This window comes from Apolloniradiicaulis salifontis, assembly GCF_053756655.1.
On sequence record NZ_CM132387.1, the window covers coordinates 35,157 to 51,474 of the forward strand.

15 protein-coding genes are annotated in these 16,318 nt (G+C 65.9%); 8 read left to right on the top strand and 7 right to left on the bottom strand.

Annotated features, from left to right (window positions below):
• Positions 1-40: 40 nt before the first annotated feature.
• From ACWCOP_RS00205 to ccmA, 5 genes are all read right to left on the bottom strand, one after another.
• Complete coding sequence (locus ACWCOP_RS00205; protein WP_478249181.1) at positions 41-601, bottom strand: DsbE family thiol:disulfide interchange protein; 561 nt, start codon at positions 599-601, stop codon at positions 41-43.
• Positions 598-804, bottom strand: coding sequence for a heme exporter protein CcmD (ccmD, locus tag ACWCOP_RS00210; RefSeq protein WP_478249182.1), 207 nt, complete (start codon positions 802-804; stop codon positions 598-600). The genes ACWCOP_RS00205 and ccmD overlap by 4 nt, the downstream gene beginning before the upstream one ends.
• Positions 801-1,544, bottom strand: coding sequence for a heme ABC transporter permease (locus ACWCOP_RS00215; protein WP_478250702.1), 744 nt, complete (start codon positions 1,542-1,544; stop codon positions 801-803). The genes ccmD and ACWCOP_RS00215 overlap by 4 nt, the downstream gene beginning before the upstream one ends.
• A gap of 76 nt (positions 1,545-1,620) precedes the next feature.
• Positions 1,621-2,289 carry a heme exporter protein CcmB gene (locus ACWCOP_RS00220; RefSeq protein ID WP_478249183.1) on the bottom strand — a complete coding sequence of 223 codons (669 nt, stop codon included), beginning with the start codon at positions 2,287-2,289 and terminating at the stop codon, positions 1,621-1,623.
• Positions 2,286-2,885 (bottom strand): heme ABC exporter ATP-binding protein CcmA, encoded by a 600-nt coding sequence (ccmA, locus tag ACWCOP_RS00225; RefSeq protein ID WP_478249185.1) that lies wholly within the window; start codon positions 2,883-2,885, stop codon positions 2,286-2,288. The genes ACWCOP_RS00220 and ccmA overlap by 4 nt, the downstream gene beginning before the upstream one ends.
• Positions 2,886-3,144: 259 nt before the next feature.
• Between ccmA and acnA the strand changes: the two genes are divergently transcribed.
• Both acnA and ACWCOP_RS00235 read left to right on the top strand, forming a co-directional pair.
• Positions 3,145-5,823 (top strand): aconitate hydratase AcnA, encoded by a 2,679-nt coding sequence (acnA, locus tag ACWCOP_RS00230; protein ID WP_478249187.1) that lies wholly within the window; start codon positions 3,145-3,147, stop codon positions 5,821-5,823.
• 237 nt (positions 5,824-6,060) lie between these two features.
• Positions 6,061-7,107: a Fic family protein gene (locus ACWCOP_RS00235; protein WP_478249189.1), complete on the top strand. Its 1,047-nt coding sequence runs from the start codon at positions 6,061-6,063 to the stop codon at positions 7,105-7,107.
• On the opposite strand, the gene ACWCOP_RS00240 is transcribed toward ACWCOP_RS00235, so the two are convergent.
• Entirely contained in the window at positions 7,104-8,822 is a 1,719-nt protein-coding gene (locus ACWCOP_RS00240) for a hypothetical protein (protein WP_478249190.1), read from the bottom strand. The two genes, ACWCOP_RS00235 and ACWCOP_RS00240, sit on opposite strands and share 4 nt — an antisense overlap.
• Positions 8,823-8,995: 173 nt before the next feature.
• Between ACWCOP_RS00240 and ACWCOP_RS00245 the strand changes: the two genes are divergently transcribed.
• The 4 genes from ACWCOP_RS00245 (at position 8,996) to ACWCOP_RS00260 (ending at position 12,133) form a co-directional block, all read left to right on the top strand.
• The gene (locus ACWCOP_RS00245; RefSeq protein WP_478249191.1) at positions 8,996-9,694 is read left to right on the top strand and encodes a response regulator transcription factor; all 699 of its coding nucleotides are present in this window, start codon (positions 8,996-8,998) and stop codon (positions 9,692-9,694) included.
• 28 nt (positions 9,695-9,722) lie between these two features.
• The gene (locus ACWCOP_RS00250; RefSeq protein ID WP_478250703.1) at positions 9,723-11,336 is read left to right on the top strand and encodes a stimulus-sensing domain-containing protein; all 1,614 of its coding nucleotides are present in this window, start codon (positions 9,723-9,725) and stop codon (positions 11,334-11,336) included.
• Between the two features lie 123 nt (positions 11,337-11,459).
• Positions 11,460-11,864 carry a PTS sugar transporter subunit IIA gene (locus ACWCOP_RS00255; protein ID WP_478249192.1) on the top strand — a complete coding sequence of 135 codons (405 nt, stop codon included), beginning with the start codon at positions 11,460-11,462 and terminating at the stop codon, positions 11,862-11,864.
• Entirely contained in the window at positions 11,861-12,133 is a 273-nt protein-coding gene (locus tag ACWCOP_RS00260) for an HPr family phosphocarrier protein (RefSeq protein ID WP_478249193.1), read from the top strand. The genes ACWCOP_RS00255 and ACWCOP_RS00260 overlap by 4 nt, the downstream gene beginning before the upstream one ends.
• Positions 12,134-12,318: 185 nt before the next feature.
• Here ACWCOP_RS00260 and ACWCOP_RS00265 read toward each other — a convergent pair whose 3' ends face one another.
• On the bottom strand, positions 12,319-13,974 hold the full coding sequence (locus tag ACWCOP_RS00265) for a hypothetical protein (RefSeq protein ID WP_478249194.1): 1,656 nt from the start codon (positions 13,972-13,974) through the stop codon (positions 12,319-12,321).
• Between the two features lie 273 nt (positions 13,975-14,247).
• Here ACWCOP_RS00265 and ahcY point away from each other — a divergent pair, with 273 nt between their 5' ends.
• Both ahcY and ACWCOP_RS00275 read left to right on the top strand, forming a co-directional pair.
• The gene (gene ahcY, locus ACWCOP_RS00270; protein ID WP_478249195.1) at positions 14,248-15,666 is read left to right on the top strand and encodes an adenosylhomocysteinase; all 1,419 of its coding nucleotides are present in this window, start codon (positions 14,248-14,250) and stop codon (positions 15,664-15,666) included.
• Between the two features lie 183 nt (positions 15,667-15,849).
• Positions 15,850-16,269 (top strand): TonB family protein, encoded by a 420-nt coding sequence (locus ACWCOP_RS00275; RefSeq protein ID WP_478249196.1) that lies wholly within the window; start codon positions 15,850-15,852, stop codon positions 16,267-16,269.
• Positions 16,270-16,318 lie beyond the last annotated feature (49 nt).

A 16,318-nucleotide genomic window follows, 5' to 3' on the forward strand; every position in this document is an offset into this window, starting at 1 on the left:
TTCAGGGCCAGCCCGCCCGTGTCTGGCTTGCCCAGGACAGTCAGCGCAGCTGCGGCAGGGTGTCGGCGTCGACCGGGTTTCCGCCGGCCTCGCTCCAGGCCGGGCCGAGGGATCGCCGCCATGTGATGTCGTCCACCGCGCCGCGCCAGCGCGCTCGGATCACGCCGTCACCATCGATCACGAAGGTTTCCGGGGCGCCGGTGAGGCCCAGCTCGATCGCTGCGCGGCCCTCAGGATCGGCTGCGAGCCCGGCGAACGGATCTCCCAGCTGATTGAGGAAGGCCATGGCGTTGCCCGGATCATCCTTGTAGACGACGCCGTAGATCGGCACGCCCTGCTCGGCGAGGCCCATGAGCACGGGATGCTCGATGCGGCAGGGCGCGCACCAGCTCGCCCAGACATTCAGGAGATAGGCCCCCTCCACCGCAGACGGATCGAAATCAACCGTGCGGCCGGGAAAGTCCTCCAGCGGCAGGACGGGCAGGTCTCGGCCCACGAGCGGATCCTCGCCGCCGGTGTCAGGGCTGAGTAGCGCCACGGCGAAGATGACCAGCAAAAGCGCCACCACGGTGAGCGGAACCCACAATATCAGGCGGTTCATGCGTCGATCCCCGTGCCCGCAGGCTCCGTGGACAGCGCCTCTTTCGCCGCAGTCTCCAGCGCCTGCAGGCGGGCGAGGCGCGCGGAGGCGGCGCGGCGCGCCTGCAGCGTCCAAAACACCAGCCCGCCCACGCCCAGCAGGGTCAGCCCGTAAGCGGGCCAGACAAAAGCACCATAACCGTCCATGGCGAGATACGCGCTCACAGCCCCGCCTCCAGTTCCAGCCGGCGTTCGCGGCGGCGCTCCAGGGCGTCGGCCTTCCTTGAAAGGATCATGGCGCGCATCTGGGTCAGCACCAGCGCGGTCAGAAGCACGGTGAAGGCCAGCGCCATGATCGAAAGCGGCCAGAGCGCGGACGGATGGATCGTGGGTCCGTCAAAGCGGAACACGCTGGCGGGCTGGTGCAGCGTATTCCACCAGTCCACGGAGAATTTGATGATCGGCAGGTTGAGGACGCCGGCCATGGCCAGGATCGCGCCGGCGCGTGCGGCCAGCTTCTCATCCTCGATGGCGGCGCGCAGCGCCATGTATCCCAGATACAAAAGAAACAGCACCAGCATGGAGGTGAGCCGCGCGTCCCACACCCACCAGGCGCCCCACATGGGCCGGCCCCACAGCGCGCCGGTGGCCAGGCACAAGAAGGCGAACACCGCCCCGGCCGGCGCAATCGCGCGTGCGGCCAGATCAGCCAGGTTATGGCGCCAGATGAAATAGACGAAGCTGGAGACAGCGAGGCCCGAATAGGCGGCCATGGCCAGCCAGGCGGCGGGCACATGGACGTACATGATGCGCACCGTCTCCGACTGCTGATAGTCGGGCGGCGAGATCACCAGCGCCCAAGGCAGACCGATGGCGAACAACAGCGCCGCGGCGCCCCAGGTCCAGGGGATCACGGCGCGGGCCAGCCGGTCAAAACGCTCAGGGTTGGCGAGATAGCTCCACATGTCGCTCACCTAGCCAGCCTTTGCGCGGTTCGCAAGGCTGATGCGGCGCAGAGCCGCAAGCGGTTTGACCCCAAGCCTATTCAAGGCGGGCCCGCAGCGCCGCCGCGGCGCCGAACGGCGCCAGCGCCAGCGCCGCCAGCGAATACGCCGCCGTCATCATCAGGTTGGGGCCGACAAGATGGGGCGCCTCCACCGCGGAGCGCGCCGCGCCGGCCGCAAAGATCAAAAGCGGCACCTGCAGCGGCGCCGCGATGAGCGCGATCAGCAGCCCCGCCCGCTTCAGCCCCGCCGCCAGCGCGCCTGCAAAGCCCGCCACCAGCGCCAGGCCCGGCGCCGCCAGCAGCAGAGACAAGCCGGTGACCAGCGCCGGCCCAAGCTCCAGCCCGTAGGCGAGGGCGCCCAGCACGGCGAGAATCGGCAAGGGCCAGAACACCGCGCAGGTGAAGGCGAGCGCCTTCATAAGGCAGGTGAGCGCCAGGCTCTGGCCCGACAGGGCGTAAAGCTCCAACGTGCCGTCGCTGGCGTCCTCGCCGAACAGGCGCTCGGCCGGTTGCAGCGTCGCCAAAAGCGCGGCGAAACAGATCACGCCCGGGCCCGCCGCCGCGAGCACCTCGGCGTTGGGTCCGATGGCCAGGGGCGCCAGCGACAGGGCGGCCAGATTGAACGCGGCCGGTCCCGCAGGCCCGCCGCCGCCGGAAAACGCGAGGCGCATCTCGCGCGCAAACAGGGCAAGGGGCGCACTCACGGGGTCAGCTCCACGGCGCGCGCATCGGCCCAGCCCAGATCCACATGGGTGGCGGCGATCACCAGGCCGCCGCCCTGTCTGTGCCGGGCGACCAGCTCGGCGAGCCTCGCGCGGCTGGCGGTGTCCAGCGGCGCCGCCGGCTCATCAAGGATCCAGACAGGGCGCTCCGACAAAACGATCCGCGCCAGCGCCGCGCGGCGTTTTTGTCCGGCCGACAGCTTGCCGCACTCGCGCCTTGCAAGATGCGCCACGGCGAGTTCTCGCATCACCGCATCCAGCCTTGTGATATCTGCGTTCCCGCCCTGCATCGTCGTCCAGCTTTGAAGCATCGCCTCGACGCTCTCGCTGCTTTTCAGCGCGTCGGCGTGGCCAAGAAAGGCGATCCCGGCTTCGGCGGGGCTGCGCGTCACCTCGCCCCCGGCGGGCCGCACCAGGCCTGCGAGCGCGCGCAGCAGCGTCGTCTTGCCCGAGCCGTTGGGCCCGGTGAGCACCACCGCCTCGCCGGCGTTCACCGCGAGCGAGAAATCGCGCACCAGCACCCGCCCGCCGCGGTCCAGCGTCAGGTCTGTACAGGAAAGGGCGGCGGTTTGGGTCATCGGCGCGAGAGATAAAGCGCGGCGGCGCGCCTGTCCAAGCCCTCGGTGTAGCGGGCGATCACCGGCCTGTGTGCAAGCGCCTGACCTTGCGACCTGTTCGCACCTGCTGACACAGGACCTGCGCCGCATTGCAGCAGGGCCGAAGCGGGGCTAAAACGCGCCACGAAACATATGTCGGCGTTCAGCGGTTTCCTTGATGACCCCGTTCGCGCCGCACGGATCGCCGCCGGGTTTGCCGGCGCCAAGACGAGGACGACCCATGGCTTCTCTGGACAGTTTCAAATGCCGCCGCGACATCACCGCGGGCGGAAAGACCTATGCGTATTTCGATCTGAAAGAGGCGGAAAAGAACGGCCTTCAGGGCGTGTCCAAGCTGCCCTACACGTTGAAGGTCCTGCTGGAGAACCTTCTGCGCTTTGAAGACGGGCGCACCGTGACCAAGGCCGATATCGAGGCGATCGCGGCCTGGACAAAGACCGGAAAGTCCGACCATGAAATCGCCTACCGCCCAGCCCGCGTGCTGATGCAGGACTTCACCGGCGTGCCCGCCGTTGTGGATCTGGCCGCCATGCGCGACGCCACCGCCAAGATGGGCGGCGATCCCAAGAGCGTGAACCCGCTGGTTCCCGTCGATCTGGTGATCGACCACTCGGTGATGGTGGATTATTTCGGCCACGCCGACAGCTTTGAAAAGAACGTCGAGCGCGAATACGAGCGCAATGGAGAGCGCTACAAATTCCTGAAATGGGGCGCCAGCGCGTTTGATAATTTCCGCGTCGTGCCGCCGGGCACCGGCATCTGCCACCAGGTGAATCTGGAAAACCTGGCCCAGACGGTGTGGACCCGCGACGAGGACGGCGTCACCTACGCCTATCCCGACACGCTGGTGGGCACCGACAGCCACACCACCATGATCAACGGCCTGGCCGTGCTGGGCTGGGGCGTGGGCGGTATCGAGGCCGAAGCGGCGATGCTCGGCCAGCCGGTCTCCATGCTGATCCCTGAAGTCATCGGCTTCAAGCTGGACGGCAAGCTGCCCGAAGGCGCCACGGCCACCGATCTGGTGCTCACCGTGGTGCAGATGCTGCGCAAGAAGGGCGTGGTCGGCAAGTTCGTGGAATTCTACGGCGCCGGTCTCGACACCCTTTCGCTGGAAGATGCGGCGACCATCGCCAACATGGCGCCCGAATACGGCGCCACATGCGGCTTCTTCCCGGTGGACAACGAGACGCTGGCCTATCTGCGCGCCACCGGCCGCGAGGAAGGCCGGGTCGAGCTGGTGGAGAAATATTCCAAGGCACAAGGCATGTTCCGGCCCGAGCGCAAGGACGAGCCGGTCTATACCGACACCCTCCAGCTTGACCTCACTACCGTGGTGCCGAGCCTGGCCGGGCCCAAGCGCCCGCAGGACCGGGTGGCGCTCAATGTCGCCGCCGACGAGTTCGCCAAGGTGCTCCACAGCGAGTTCGGCAAGGGCGATGACGGCGCGCGCCGCGTGAAGGTTGAGGGCGAGGATTACTCCATCGGCCATGGCGACGTGGTGATCGCCGCGATCACCTCGTGCACCAACACCTCCAACCCGTCCGTCATGCTGGGCGCGGGCCTTGTGGCGCGCAATGCGCTGAAAAAGGGCCTGAAGGTCCAGCCCTGGGTGAAGACGTCGCTGGCGCCGGGCTCCCAGGTGGTCACCGACTATCTGGAGAAGGCTGGTCTGCAGGACGATCTCGACGCGCTGGGCTTTAATCTGGTGGGCTATGGCTGCACCACCTGCATCGGCAATTCCGGTCCGCTGCCCGAGAAAATCTCCAAGGCGATCAAGGACGGCGATCTGGTGGCCACCTCGGTCCTGTCCGGCAACCGCAATTTTGAAGGCCGCGTGTCTCCCGACGTTCGGGCGAACTATCTCGCCAGCCCGCCGCTGGTGGTGGCCTACGCGCTGGCCGGCACCATGAACATCAATGTGGCCGAGGATCCGATCGGCTACGACCAGAGCAACGAGCCGGTCTATCTCAAGGATATCTGGCCGAGCTCTGCCGAGATCGCCGAAGCGGTGCGCACCGCAGTGACCCCGGACATGTTCGCCAAGCGCTACGCCGACGTCTTCAAGGGTGATCGGATGTGGCAGGGCATCGAGACTTCTGGCGGTCTCACCTATGACTGGCCGGAGAGCACCTATGTGGCCAACCCGCCCTTCTTTGAAGGCATGTCCGGCGACGTGCATCCGCCCAAGGACATTTCGGGCGCGCGCATTCTGGGTCTGTTCGCCGATTCCATCACCACCGACCACATCTCCCCGGCCGGCTCTATCAAAGCCGACAGCCCGGCGGGTCATTACCTGCAGGAGCACGGCGTGGAGCCGCGCGAGTTCAACTCCTACGGCGCGCGCCGGGGCAATCACGACGTCATGATGCGCGGCACCTTCGCCAATATCCGCATCAAGAACCAGATGGTTCCCGGCGTCGAAGGCGGGGTCACCACGCTGCAGCCCTCCGGCGAGCAAATGCCGATCTACGACGCCGCCATGAAATACCAGGAGCAGGGCATCCCGCTGGTGGTGTTCGGCGGCAAGGAGTACGGCACGGGGTCCTCGCGCGACTGGGCGGCCAAGGGCACCCGCCTACTGGGCGTGAAGGCCGTGATCTGCGAGAGCTTTGAACGCATCCACCGCTCCAACCTGATCGGCATGGGCGTGCTGCCGCTGCAGTTCAAGGACGGGGAGAGCTGGGAGAGTCTGGCCATCACCGGCGCGGAGACCGTGTCGATCACCGGCGTCGAAGGCGTCACCCCGCGCGGCGAAGTGACCCTCACGGTGACCTTCCCCGACGGCGCCACCAAGCAGACCCGGCTTCTGGCCCGCATCGACACCGATAACGAGCTCGATTACGTCAAGAACGGCGGCATCCTGCACTACGTCCTGCGCCAGCGCGCCGCGGCGTAACGGCCTCATTAGCGAACGTTTGCTAAATGCCCCGGCGGAGCGATCCGCCGGGGTTTTTTTGACCTGTGACCGAATCACTAGCGCCGCTTTTCGCGCTAACGTAAAATATTTAGGCTCAAACTTTACATTAGCCGATTTGTGTATCGGCGGTGAGTCGCAAGGAAAGCTGGTCCCATGCCGCCGTTCAAGCCCGATTTTCTGCCGCTTGGGCCGCAATAGCTGGATCGCGGAGCGCTTTTGGAGCCGCTTAGCGCGGCGGGCCGTGCGCTCGCGCGCTTTGACGGCGCGCTTGGCGCCCTGCCCAATCCAGACCTACTGCTCGGCCCCCTGACGGCGAACGAGGCGGTATTGTCCTCGCGCATAGAAGGGACCCAGGCGACCCTCGACGAAGTGCTCGAGGCGGAAGCCGGCGCCAGTCCCGCTCCGAACCGGCGCAACGATATCGTCGAAGTTCGAAATTATAGAGCGGCCGTGGCGGTCGGCGCCGCGCTTGTCGAGGAGAGAGGCATCGCGCTGAGCCTCATCCGCGAACTGCATCAGCGCCTTATGACGGGCGCACGGGGCGGGGAGCGCTTTCCGGGTCGGTTTCGAACTGAGCAAAACTGGATTGGGCGCGCCGGCTCGCCAATTGAACAAGCTCGTTTTGTGCCGCCAAATCCGGTCCTCATGGTGGATGGCAATGAGAACCTAGCCGCCTATCTGAACGAGCACGAGGACGACCCGCTTCTGGCGACCGCGGTCGCCCACGCCCAATTTGAAATCATACACCCCTTCCTCGACGGGAACGGGCGCGTCGGCCGGATGCTGATACCGCTGATGCTCGCGTTCCGCGGCGCCATCACCAGCCCGACATTCTACATTTCACAATATCTCGAGGAGCGGAGATCGGAATACTACGACCGCCTGCTTGGCGTCACCGAAGCCGGAGATTGGGATGGATGGGTCCGCTTTTTCTGCGGCGCCGTTGAGGTTCAGGCCCAGACAAATCTCAGCCGCGTGCGCGCTCTGCAAAAGCTGGAGGTGGAAATGCGGCTGCGCTTCGCAGAGGTGACAGGCTCCAGGCATGCGTCCACCGCAGTGGACGCGTTTTTCAAACGTCCGGCGATGACCGGACCAGAATTCACCCGCGCCCTGGAGCTTGATAATCGGGCGACGGCGGGAAACATGCTGCGCCAGTTGGAGGATGCGGGCCTGATCGAATGTCTGCAGCGCGGGTCGGGCCGGCGCCCGTCGCGGTATATGATGAGGCGGATTGTTCGCGTCGCCGAAGGCGCCGAGACCTAAGCCGCCCCCGCCCCTGCCTCCGGCGCGTCTTCCACCGCCGGGCGCAGGCTGGCCATCAGCGTCTGGATGCCTTGCAGCTTGGTTCTGTTGCCCGGGTCGGCGCTTTCGATGCGGCCCATTTCTCCGGCCAGGAGGCGCATGGCGCGGGCCTGGGCGTCCTGACTGCAGCGGCCGCTGGGCAGAACACCCTGGGCCGCGAGTCTCAGGAGCGCGCTTGCGCGGTCGAGGGCGGGTTGTGCACCAGCTGCGAGTCGGGCGAGGATTTTAGTTTCATCGAGAATCGCCATGCCCAGCTGATCGAAGGCGTCGGCCAGCTCGGTCTTGTCGCTGGCGGAGAAGCCGCCCTTCAGGGAGCGGGCCTGAAACGCGGCGAGCCGCGCCAGACGCTCCAGCGGCTGGCCTGAACCGCGCACGAAATAGCTCTCGCTCGGCTTGGACTTCAGGCGCGCGCGCAAATACGCCGCCAGCTTTGCCTTGTTCTGCTCGCCCACGAGGTTGTCCTCGAAGCGGAACAGGCGCTCGATCTGTTCGGCCGGGTCCTTGGCGTTGGCCAGCGCCTCCTCCACCGCCTCGGGCGCCAGAAGCTTGGCCGAGCGGTGGGTGAAGGCGTCCACCAGGCTGTCGGGATGAAGATTCGGGCCTGACGCCGCGATCAGGCGCATGGCCAGCTTTCGCGCCAGCTCGATCTCGCGCATGACGCTTTCGGGCCGAAAGCGCTTGGGCGCGCGCAGGGCCGCCAGAATGCGCTTGGCCACTTCGATATGGGCGCCGGGTAACTGCTTTGCGGCGAATTTTTCCGCCAGGCGCCGCGCCGCGGCGGGCGCGCCCACCAGATCCTGAGAGTGCGGCGCGCCCTCATAAATCCCGGTGAGGCGCACGATCTCCTCGCCCAGATCGCTCGTGTGCCCGATCACGGCGCGCATTGCGGGGTCAAAGCTCAGCATTTCGGCGATGAAGGCGTCGGTCTGCTTGGACGCGAACGCGCGCGCCTCCGGATCGGCGGGCAAGTCATCATGGAAGTCCAGGAGCATCTCGGTCTTGGCGCCGAAGTCGGAGGCTTTCGACAGGCGGTCCGCAATGGCGCGGCGCAGGCGTTTCTCCGGCCCGCCTTCGGACAGGATTTTCTCCGTCATCTCGGCGAAGCCTTTGGCCGTGGGGGCCTTCTTTGCAGCTTTGGCTTCGCGCCGGGACTGGGCGATGCTTCGCTCCACCAGGTCGTTGATCAAGCGCACATAGGCGTGCACCGAGGCGTCGGTGTTCTGGGCGCGCGCGATGGCGACTTTCTGGACCGCGCCCTGAAGATCTGTGTCCGAGCCGTCCAGATCCTCGATCAGGTCGGGCCGGTACAACAGCTCCAGCGGCGAGACCTGGCGGCGTTCAAACCAGCCGCTGAGCACGCGACGGATCGTCTCGCGCGCCGCCGGACCCGCCAGATCGTCCGGCGTGATGCAGGGCAGGGAGGCTTCGCCGGTCTTGTCCTCGGGCTGGCTGAAGCGTTCCGGACCGGCCTCAAAGACCGTGCCGCCGCGAAACGCGCTCTCCTCGGCCACCCACACCTCACGCTGCACCCGCACTGATCCCTTGGGGTGGCGCTTCTTCAGCGTGTGGGCGAGATCCAGCGCTTCCTGGCGATCATTGATCGCCTCCACAAGGGACCATTCGGCCTTTTTATGTTTTTTGAGGTAAACCTCGAAATGAACGTCCTGGCGCGCCATGAGTTGTCCCGTCCCCCGACCGTGGGAAGAAACATGCCCCCGACACACTTAACTTGGGGTAACCGTAACCTTGAATCCGAGCTTTGCCTTGTGAGCCCGGCGCTTATAAGCTGCGCGCACATTGCAGGGCGCGCCGCGTGCGCCGGAAAACCAAATTATTGAGGGATCGGCTTATGGCCACGATCACACTGGTCGACGACGACGAAAATATTCTGACTTCGGTGTCCATGCTGCTCGAGACCGAGGGCTATAACGTGCACACCTTCACTGACGGCGCCGTCGCCCTGCCCCAGCTCATCGACAATCCGCCGGATCTTGCAATTTTCGACATCAAGATGCCGCGCATGGACGGGCTGGAGCTTTTGCGGCGGGTGCGCCAGAGCTCGAACATGCCGGTGATCTTCCTCACCTCCAAGGACGCCGAGTTCGACGAGGCGCTGGGGCTGGATCTAGGAGCCGACGATTATATCGCCAAGCCGTTCTCCCACCAGCTTCTGGTGCGCCGGATCAAGGCGGTGCTGCGCCGCTCCCAGTCCGATCCGGCCTTCAGCGAAGGCGAGGGTGACCAGAAGGCGATCCAGCGCGGCAAGCTGACCATGGATCCAAATCGCCACGCCTGCCTTTGGGAGGGCAAGCCGGTGCGCCTGACGGTGACCGAGTTCCTGATTCTGCACGCGTTGGCCAATCGGCCCGGCTTTGTGAAAAGCCGCGACAATCTGATGGACGCGGCCTATGACGATCAGGTCTATGTGGATGATCGCACCATCGACAGCCACATTAAGCGCATCCGCAAGAAGTTCAAAGACGTCGACGATGTGTTCGATGGGATCGAGACCCTTTATGGCGTCGGATACCGTTACAAAGAGGCTTAAGACCGCCTGGCTCGGCGCCGTGCGCAAGGTGCGCGGTTTGCAACGGGTTATCTTTTCACACTTGGGCTGGAAGATTCTCGGGGCGAGTTTCGCCGCTCTCGCCTTCCTTCTGGTGGGCATGGCGGCGATCACCGAGAACCGGCGCGGGCTGGTGGAGGCCAAGGAGCTGTCTCTGGCGGCCCAGGCGGAGATCATCGCCAATGTGATCACCGAGACCGCGGTCAGCGGCGACGCGCCGGGACCGCGCATGGACGCCGACGCCGCGCGCGAGGTCTTGCGCCGGCTCTCGCCGCTTTATGTTCCCGACGAAACGCGCGCCCTGCTCCATGGGCCCGGCCCGATGCTGGTGGCCGATTCCGATCTTATCGCCGGCGAGGTGGAGCAAAGCCCCCTGCCGCCGGTGGGGGGAGGGGCGGAGGAGAGCGGCGTGGTGCCCCGGCTCGTCCGGCCCGTGGAGCAATGGCTGGTGGGGCTCTTCGTCCCGGTCGAGACCCGCGCCTGGACCAATCGCACCCTTGAGCAGGAGGTGGAAGCGGCCTTTCGCACCGGCGAGCCCCAGGGCGGGGTGCGCCGCGAGGCGAACGGCGCGCGGATCGTGTCGGTGACGATCCCGATCCAGCTGATTCAGGCGGTGGTGGGCACGGTCACCTACGAATCCTACGACTTCGAGGTGCTGATCGAGGCCGAGCGCCAGGCGATCATCCCCTACGCCGCCGCGGCGATCTTCGCGATCATGGCCTCTGCGGTCTGGCTGACCATTTCCATCGCCCAGCCGGTGCGCGAGTTGTCCGACGCCGCACGCAAGGTGCGCCTGGCCGGCGGCCGGCGCGTGGATCTGCCCGACATGAGCCGCCGCCAGGATGAGATCGGCCAGTTGGGACAGGCCTTCGCTGCCATGACCAATGCGCTTTATGATCGGCTCGACGCCATTGAGAGCTTCGCCGCCGATGTGAGTCACGAAATCAAGAACCCGCTCACCTCCATCCGCTCAGCGGCGGAAATCCTGCCCTTGGCCAAGGACGATGTGCGCCGGGACAAGCTGATCAAGGTGATCCAGCACGATGTGAAGCGCCTGGACCGCCTGGTCACCGACATCTCCAACGCCTCAAGGCTGGACGCCGAGCTCGCCCGTGAAGATCTGGCGCGCGTGGATATGGGCCGGCTTCTTACCGATATCGCCAGTACACACGCGCGCGAGCAAAAGCCCGACCAACCAAAGCCGGTTCAGGTGAAGGTCTCGGCGACGGGCGATCTCGGGGTGCGGGGCCATGAAGGTCCGCTCAGCCGGGTCTTCATCAATCTGATCGACAACGCCGTCACCTTCTCGCCCGAGGGCGGCCAGGTGCGTGTGGAGGCGCGGCGCACGCCGGGCCCTCACGGCCGGATCCGGATCACCGTGGATGATGACGGCCCCGGTGTGCCGGAAGAAAATCTCGAGGCGATCTTCGACCGGTTCTACACCCAGAGACCCAAGGGCGCGGCCTTCGGCGCTCATTCCGGGCTCGGTCTCGCAATCGCGCGCCAGATCGTCACCGCCCATGGCGGCCATATCCGGGCGGAAAACCGCATCGGACCCGACGGGGCCAGCCTGGGCGCGCGCTTTAGCGTGGATCTGCCGGCCGGAACGCGCGCTTCGCAGTGAGCCAGGACGGCGCTGCTGCACGCTCCGCCCGATTTGAACCGCTGCAGGGCTTTTCGCAGACGCAAAACCGCGCTTACATGGAGATAGAATTATCGTTGACGCCTGAAGGAACATAACCGGGCCATGATCGGCATTGTCGTCGTCACCCACGGACGCCTGTCCGATGAACTTGTCGCCGCGACCGAGCATGTCGTCGGACCGCTTGACGCCTGCATCGCCGTGTCCATCGGGCCCGATGACGACATGGACAAACGGCGCGACGATATCCGCGCTGCGGTGGAAGAGGCCGATCAGGGCGCCGGCGTGGTCATCCTCACCGACATGTTCGGGGGAACCCCGTCCAATCTCTCAATCGCGCTACTTGAAAAAGACCGGATCGAAGTGATCGCGGGCGCCAATCTGCCCATGCTGATAAAGCTGGCCGAAGCGCGCTCGCGCCTATCCGTGAGCGAGCTGGCCGATAGCGCCAGCGAGGCGGGCAAGCGCTATATCGCGGTGGCGTCGCGCATTCTCGACAGCGCCTCGTGACCTGCTCCAAGACGGTCACGATTTGCAATCAGCGCGGCCTCCACGCCAGGGCGTCGGCCAAATTCGTCGCTGAAGCCGGTAAATTCGACGCCCGCATAACCCTGTCGCGCGACGGCGAGCAGGTTCAGGCCGATTCCATCATGGAGCTGTTGATGCTCGCCGCCGGCCCGGGCGCGCAGGTCACGATCCACGCCGAGGGCGCCGACGCCCAGGACGCGCTGGACGCCCTGTCCAAGCTGGTGGAAGCGGGCTTCGACGAAGTCGATTAGACGCCGCGGCCTTTTGGTGAGCCGCTGAAGCGCCCGCCGCTCAGGCCCCGAGCAAGACCGCCGCGCTTTTTTCCTTTCAGTCCACCGTCCGGTCAGTCCGCCACCCGGCTGTCCGGTCGAAGCGTGGTCTGCTCGCCGCTTTGGCGAGGCGCCATGGGGCGCGGGACGTTCCAGCTGTGCGCGGTTCAGGAGTCCTGCAATGGCGGCGCCGCCGCGAAGATCGGCACCACGTTATCTGGAAGCGGCTTTCCGGGATTGAGCGTGCGCGTCTGGGTCGCCGGTGCTCCGGCCGTCTCCAGCACCGGTTCGCCAGGTTCGCTGCGGGTTCCTTCGGTCGGCGTGTCCGCCTGGCCATTGGAGGGGGCGCGGCGGGGCGCCGGCATGGGCGGCGGCGGCGGCAGAAGGATGGCGCGCGAGGCGTAGCGCGGATCGGTGCGCAGGCGTTCGTCCTCGTCGGCGTCGATCCCGGCGCCCACCAGAGTATCGTCCCGCTCGGCCTCGCCGGTTTCGGTTTCCACCGCCTGCGCCGCAAGCAGTTTTCCGGACGGTGTGTCAGCCTCGCCCGGTTCAGTCCCGGCGCTATCCGGCTCGGCGCTTTCAGGCTGTCCGGCTTCAGCGGCGGCTGCGTCCGCGTCACCGTGCTGCACTTCCGCCAGCGCCTCATCGCTCGCGTCAGCTTGAGCGTCTTCGACTGTCTCGTCTTCAGACACGCTATCGGCGTCAGCGGGGCCGGAGCTGGTTCCGGTCGTCGGTTCGACACCGGCTTCGACGTCAGGCTCTGCTCCGGCCTCGCCCGCTTGCTCGTCCTGCTCGTCGATGGAGCGCAGCGACGCCGCCACGGCGACGGCGGTGCGCTCATCCACCAGAGCGTCCGCGGAGGTCTCGCGAACTTGCGGCGCGGGCTGGGGCTCCGGGGCCTGCTCGATTTCATGCTCAAGAGCAGCTTCCTGCGCCTCAACAGCGTCCTGGTGATGAGACACAGCCTCTTCAGGCGCGTTGGTGAGCAGGTGATCGGCCAGCAAAGCGATGCGCGATTCAAGGCGCACTGCGTCGGTGATCCGGTTCCAGGCGCCGCCGATAATGAAAACGCCCGCCGCAATGGCGAGGCCCGACAGGGCTGGCGCCAAGGCCTCCTCCGCGCCGCCGAATCCCAAGGCGGCCGCACCGAGCGCAGCCACGAAGAGCGGCGCCCACAAAAGCCGCCAGGAGCGCGAGGAGAAAACCAGCACCGCGCCCAGTAGGGACGCCGCACCGAAGGCGACGATCGGGGCTAGGCCTTCAAGGCCCGGATTCATCCCGGTCAGGAGGTTGGCGAGGGGCGCTGAAGCGTCCGCCACGCTCCACGCCGCCAGGCCGGGCAGGGCGGTCGAGGCGAGCGCGAACACGTTGAACGCCGGGGCACCGGCGAAAGCGCCGGGCGCAAGCTCGGCCAGGAAGGCGACCACATAGGGCCAGACGCAGACCAGCGCGGCCAGCACGAACAGGGTCACCGTGAGCGCCCAGTTCACATTGCGTGCGACACCGGCGCGCGACAGCAGCGCGTTGGCGCCGGGATGGGTGCGGGTCCAGCCGCCGCGGCTGTGATTGACCACTGCCACCGGGCGCGAGCGCCGCGACGGGCCCGGCTGAAGGCGCAGAACCGAAGCCTGATCGCCAGGCTCCAGAGGAAATTTCGCCTGCGTCACCCGTACGGTGTGGCGGGCGCCGTCAAAATCCTGCATCCGGCGCTCGTCGGCGCGGGCGCGAGGATCGGCGCCGATCACCTCGCCAGCGGCGGCGTAGAAATCGAGCACCTTGTTTCCGAAGCGCTGGCTTGCATAAGCCGTCGGCAAATTCGCCATTGCGATGTTTCCCCTCGAAACGCGCGCTCGGCCCCGGTCCGGGCCTCGCAGGATGATCATCGGATCCCAAGGCTGCGACGCCCTCCCCTGTGCCGTCGCGGGACCGTTAATAAAGTGTTTATACAAGATTTGGACCGCATTGCGAATGACGGATTGATTACGCGTATGGAGTTTGGTTTGCCCGAAGGCCCGGCGGACGCTATACCCCACTCCACCTCAACCCGGGTCGGCGTCCGGTCGACCCTGTCCGACAGCAAAGAAGGCTACCCGTTCATGACTCTCCTGCACGCCGATTCCGGTGCGAACGACTACTATGTAAAAGATCTCAGCCTGGCCAAGTGGGGCCGGATCGAGATCGAGATGGCCGAGATCGAAATGCCTGGCCTGATGGCGCTGCGCGAGGAGTTCAAGGGCCAGAAGCCTCTGGCCGGCGCGCGGATTGCGGGCTCGCTGCACATGACGATCCAGACCGCCGTCCTGATCGAAACGCTGGTGGAGCTTGGCGCCGAAGTGCGCTGGGCGTCGTGCAACATCTTCTCGACCCAGGATCAGGCCGCGGCCGCGATCGCAGAGCGCAATATTCCGGTCTTCGCTTACAAGGGAGAGACCCTGCGTGAATACTGGGAGTTCGCCGACGCCATATTCCACTGGCCCAACGGTGAAACCGCCAACATGATCTTGGACGACGGCGGCGATGCGACCATGTATCTGCAGCTCGGCGAGCAGGCCGAGGCCGATCCGTCCAAGCTGGGCGAGCCGAAATCGGAAGAAGAAAAATTCCTCTTCGAGACCATCAAGCGCCGCATCGAGGCGAGCCCGGGCTGGTTCAAGAAGGCCAAGGCCGCGATCAAGGGCGTGTCGGAAGAAACCACGACCGGCGTCATGCGCCTGTATCAGGTGGCCAAGCGCGGCGAGCTCGCCTTCCCGGCGATCAACGTCAACGATTCCGTGACGAAGTCGAAATTCGACAACCGTTACGGCTGCCGTGAAAGCCTGGTGGACGCCATCCGCCGCGGCACCGATGTGATGATGAGCGGCAAGACCGCCGTCGTTTGCGGCTATGGCGACGTGGGCAAGGGCTCCGCGGAATCGCTGGCCCAGGCCGGCTGCCGGGTGTCGGTCACCGAAGTCGATCCGATCTGCGCGCTGCAGGCCTGCATGGACGGCTTCGCCGTGGTGCGCCTGGAGGACGTGATCAAGGATGTCGACATCGTCGTCACCGCGACGGGCAACAAGGACGTCGTCACCGTCGATCACATGCGCGAAATGAAGAACATGTCGATCGTCTGCAATATCGGTCACTTCGACAACGAGATTCAGGTCGAGGCGCTGAAGAACTTCCAGTGGACCAATGTGAAGCCGCAGGTCGATCTGGTCGAGTTCCCCACGGGCAACAAGATCATCCTTCTGTCCGAAGGCCGCCTTGTGAACCTGGGCAACGCCAACGGTCACCCGTCCTTCGTGATGAGCGCCTCCTTCACCAACCAGGTGCTGGCGCAGATCGAGCTCTGGGTGCGCGGCGACCAGTACGAGAACCAGGTCTACATCCTGCCCAAGCATCTCGACGAAAAAGTCGCGGCGCTGCACCTGCCCAAGCTGGGCGCGAACCTGACCGTGCTGTCCGACGAGCAGGCCGACTATATCGACGTGAACGCCAAAGGCCCGTTCAAGGCCGAGCACTACCGCTACTAGGACGCTTCTTCCGGTCTTCGGGCTGGTCCCCGGACCGACAGCCGTCTTTATGCGACACAGCCCCCGCCGGAGCGATCCGGCGGGGGTTTTTCTTTGCTCTCAGGGCGCAGTGCAACGCTTGCGCAAGTGCGCATGCTCGCGTTTAGTCGACCCATGCGCCCGATCCTCGCCCCGCTTTTCGCCATGACCCTTCCTGTCCTGGCCGCCTGCGCGCCGGTGGAGGCGGTCAATCCGCTCGCCGATCCGCGTGAGCGCGGGCCGTTCATTGCGCGCTCCGACATGCCGGTCCCGCCCAATGTGGAGCGGGCCGCGGATTCCGGGCAATGCGCCGGCGAGCCGTTGCGGGCGTCCTCGGCGCGGCTGCCCGACTATCCCGCACGCGGCTGGTCCAGGGGCTTGCAGGGCTGGTCCATCGTCCAGTTCGATGTCGCCGAGACCGGAGCTGTTCAAAACGTGGGTATCGCGCGCGGCGTGCCGGGCGGCAGCTTCGATCAGGAAGCGCGCGCGGCGGTGCGCGACTGGCGCTTCCGGCCGGTCTCGCGGCCGCTCACCGGCTGCGTCGTGCTGTTCCAGTTCACGCAAGGCGAAGTGCGGATCGGCTAGCCTCATTGGCGGTCGCAAGCGGATTCACCTTCCGGTAAGATGTGATTCG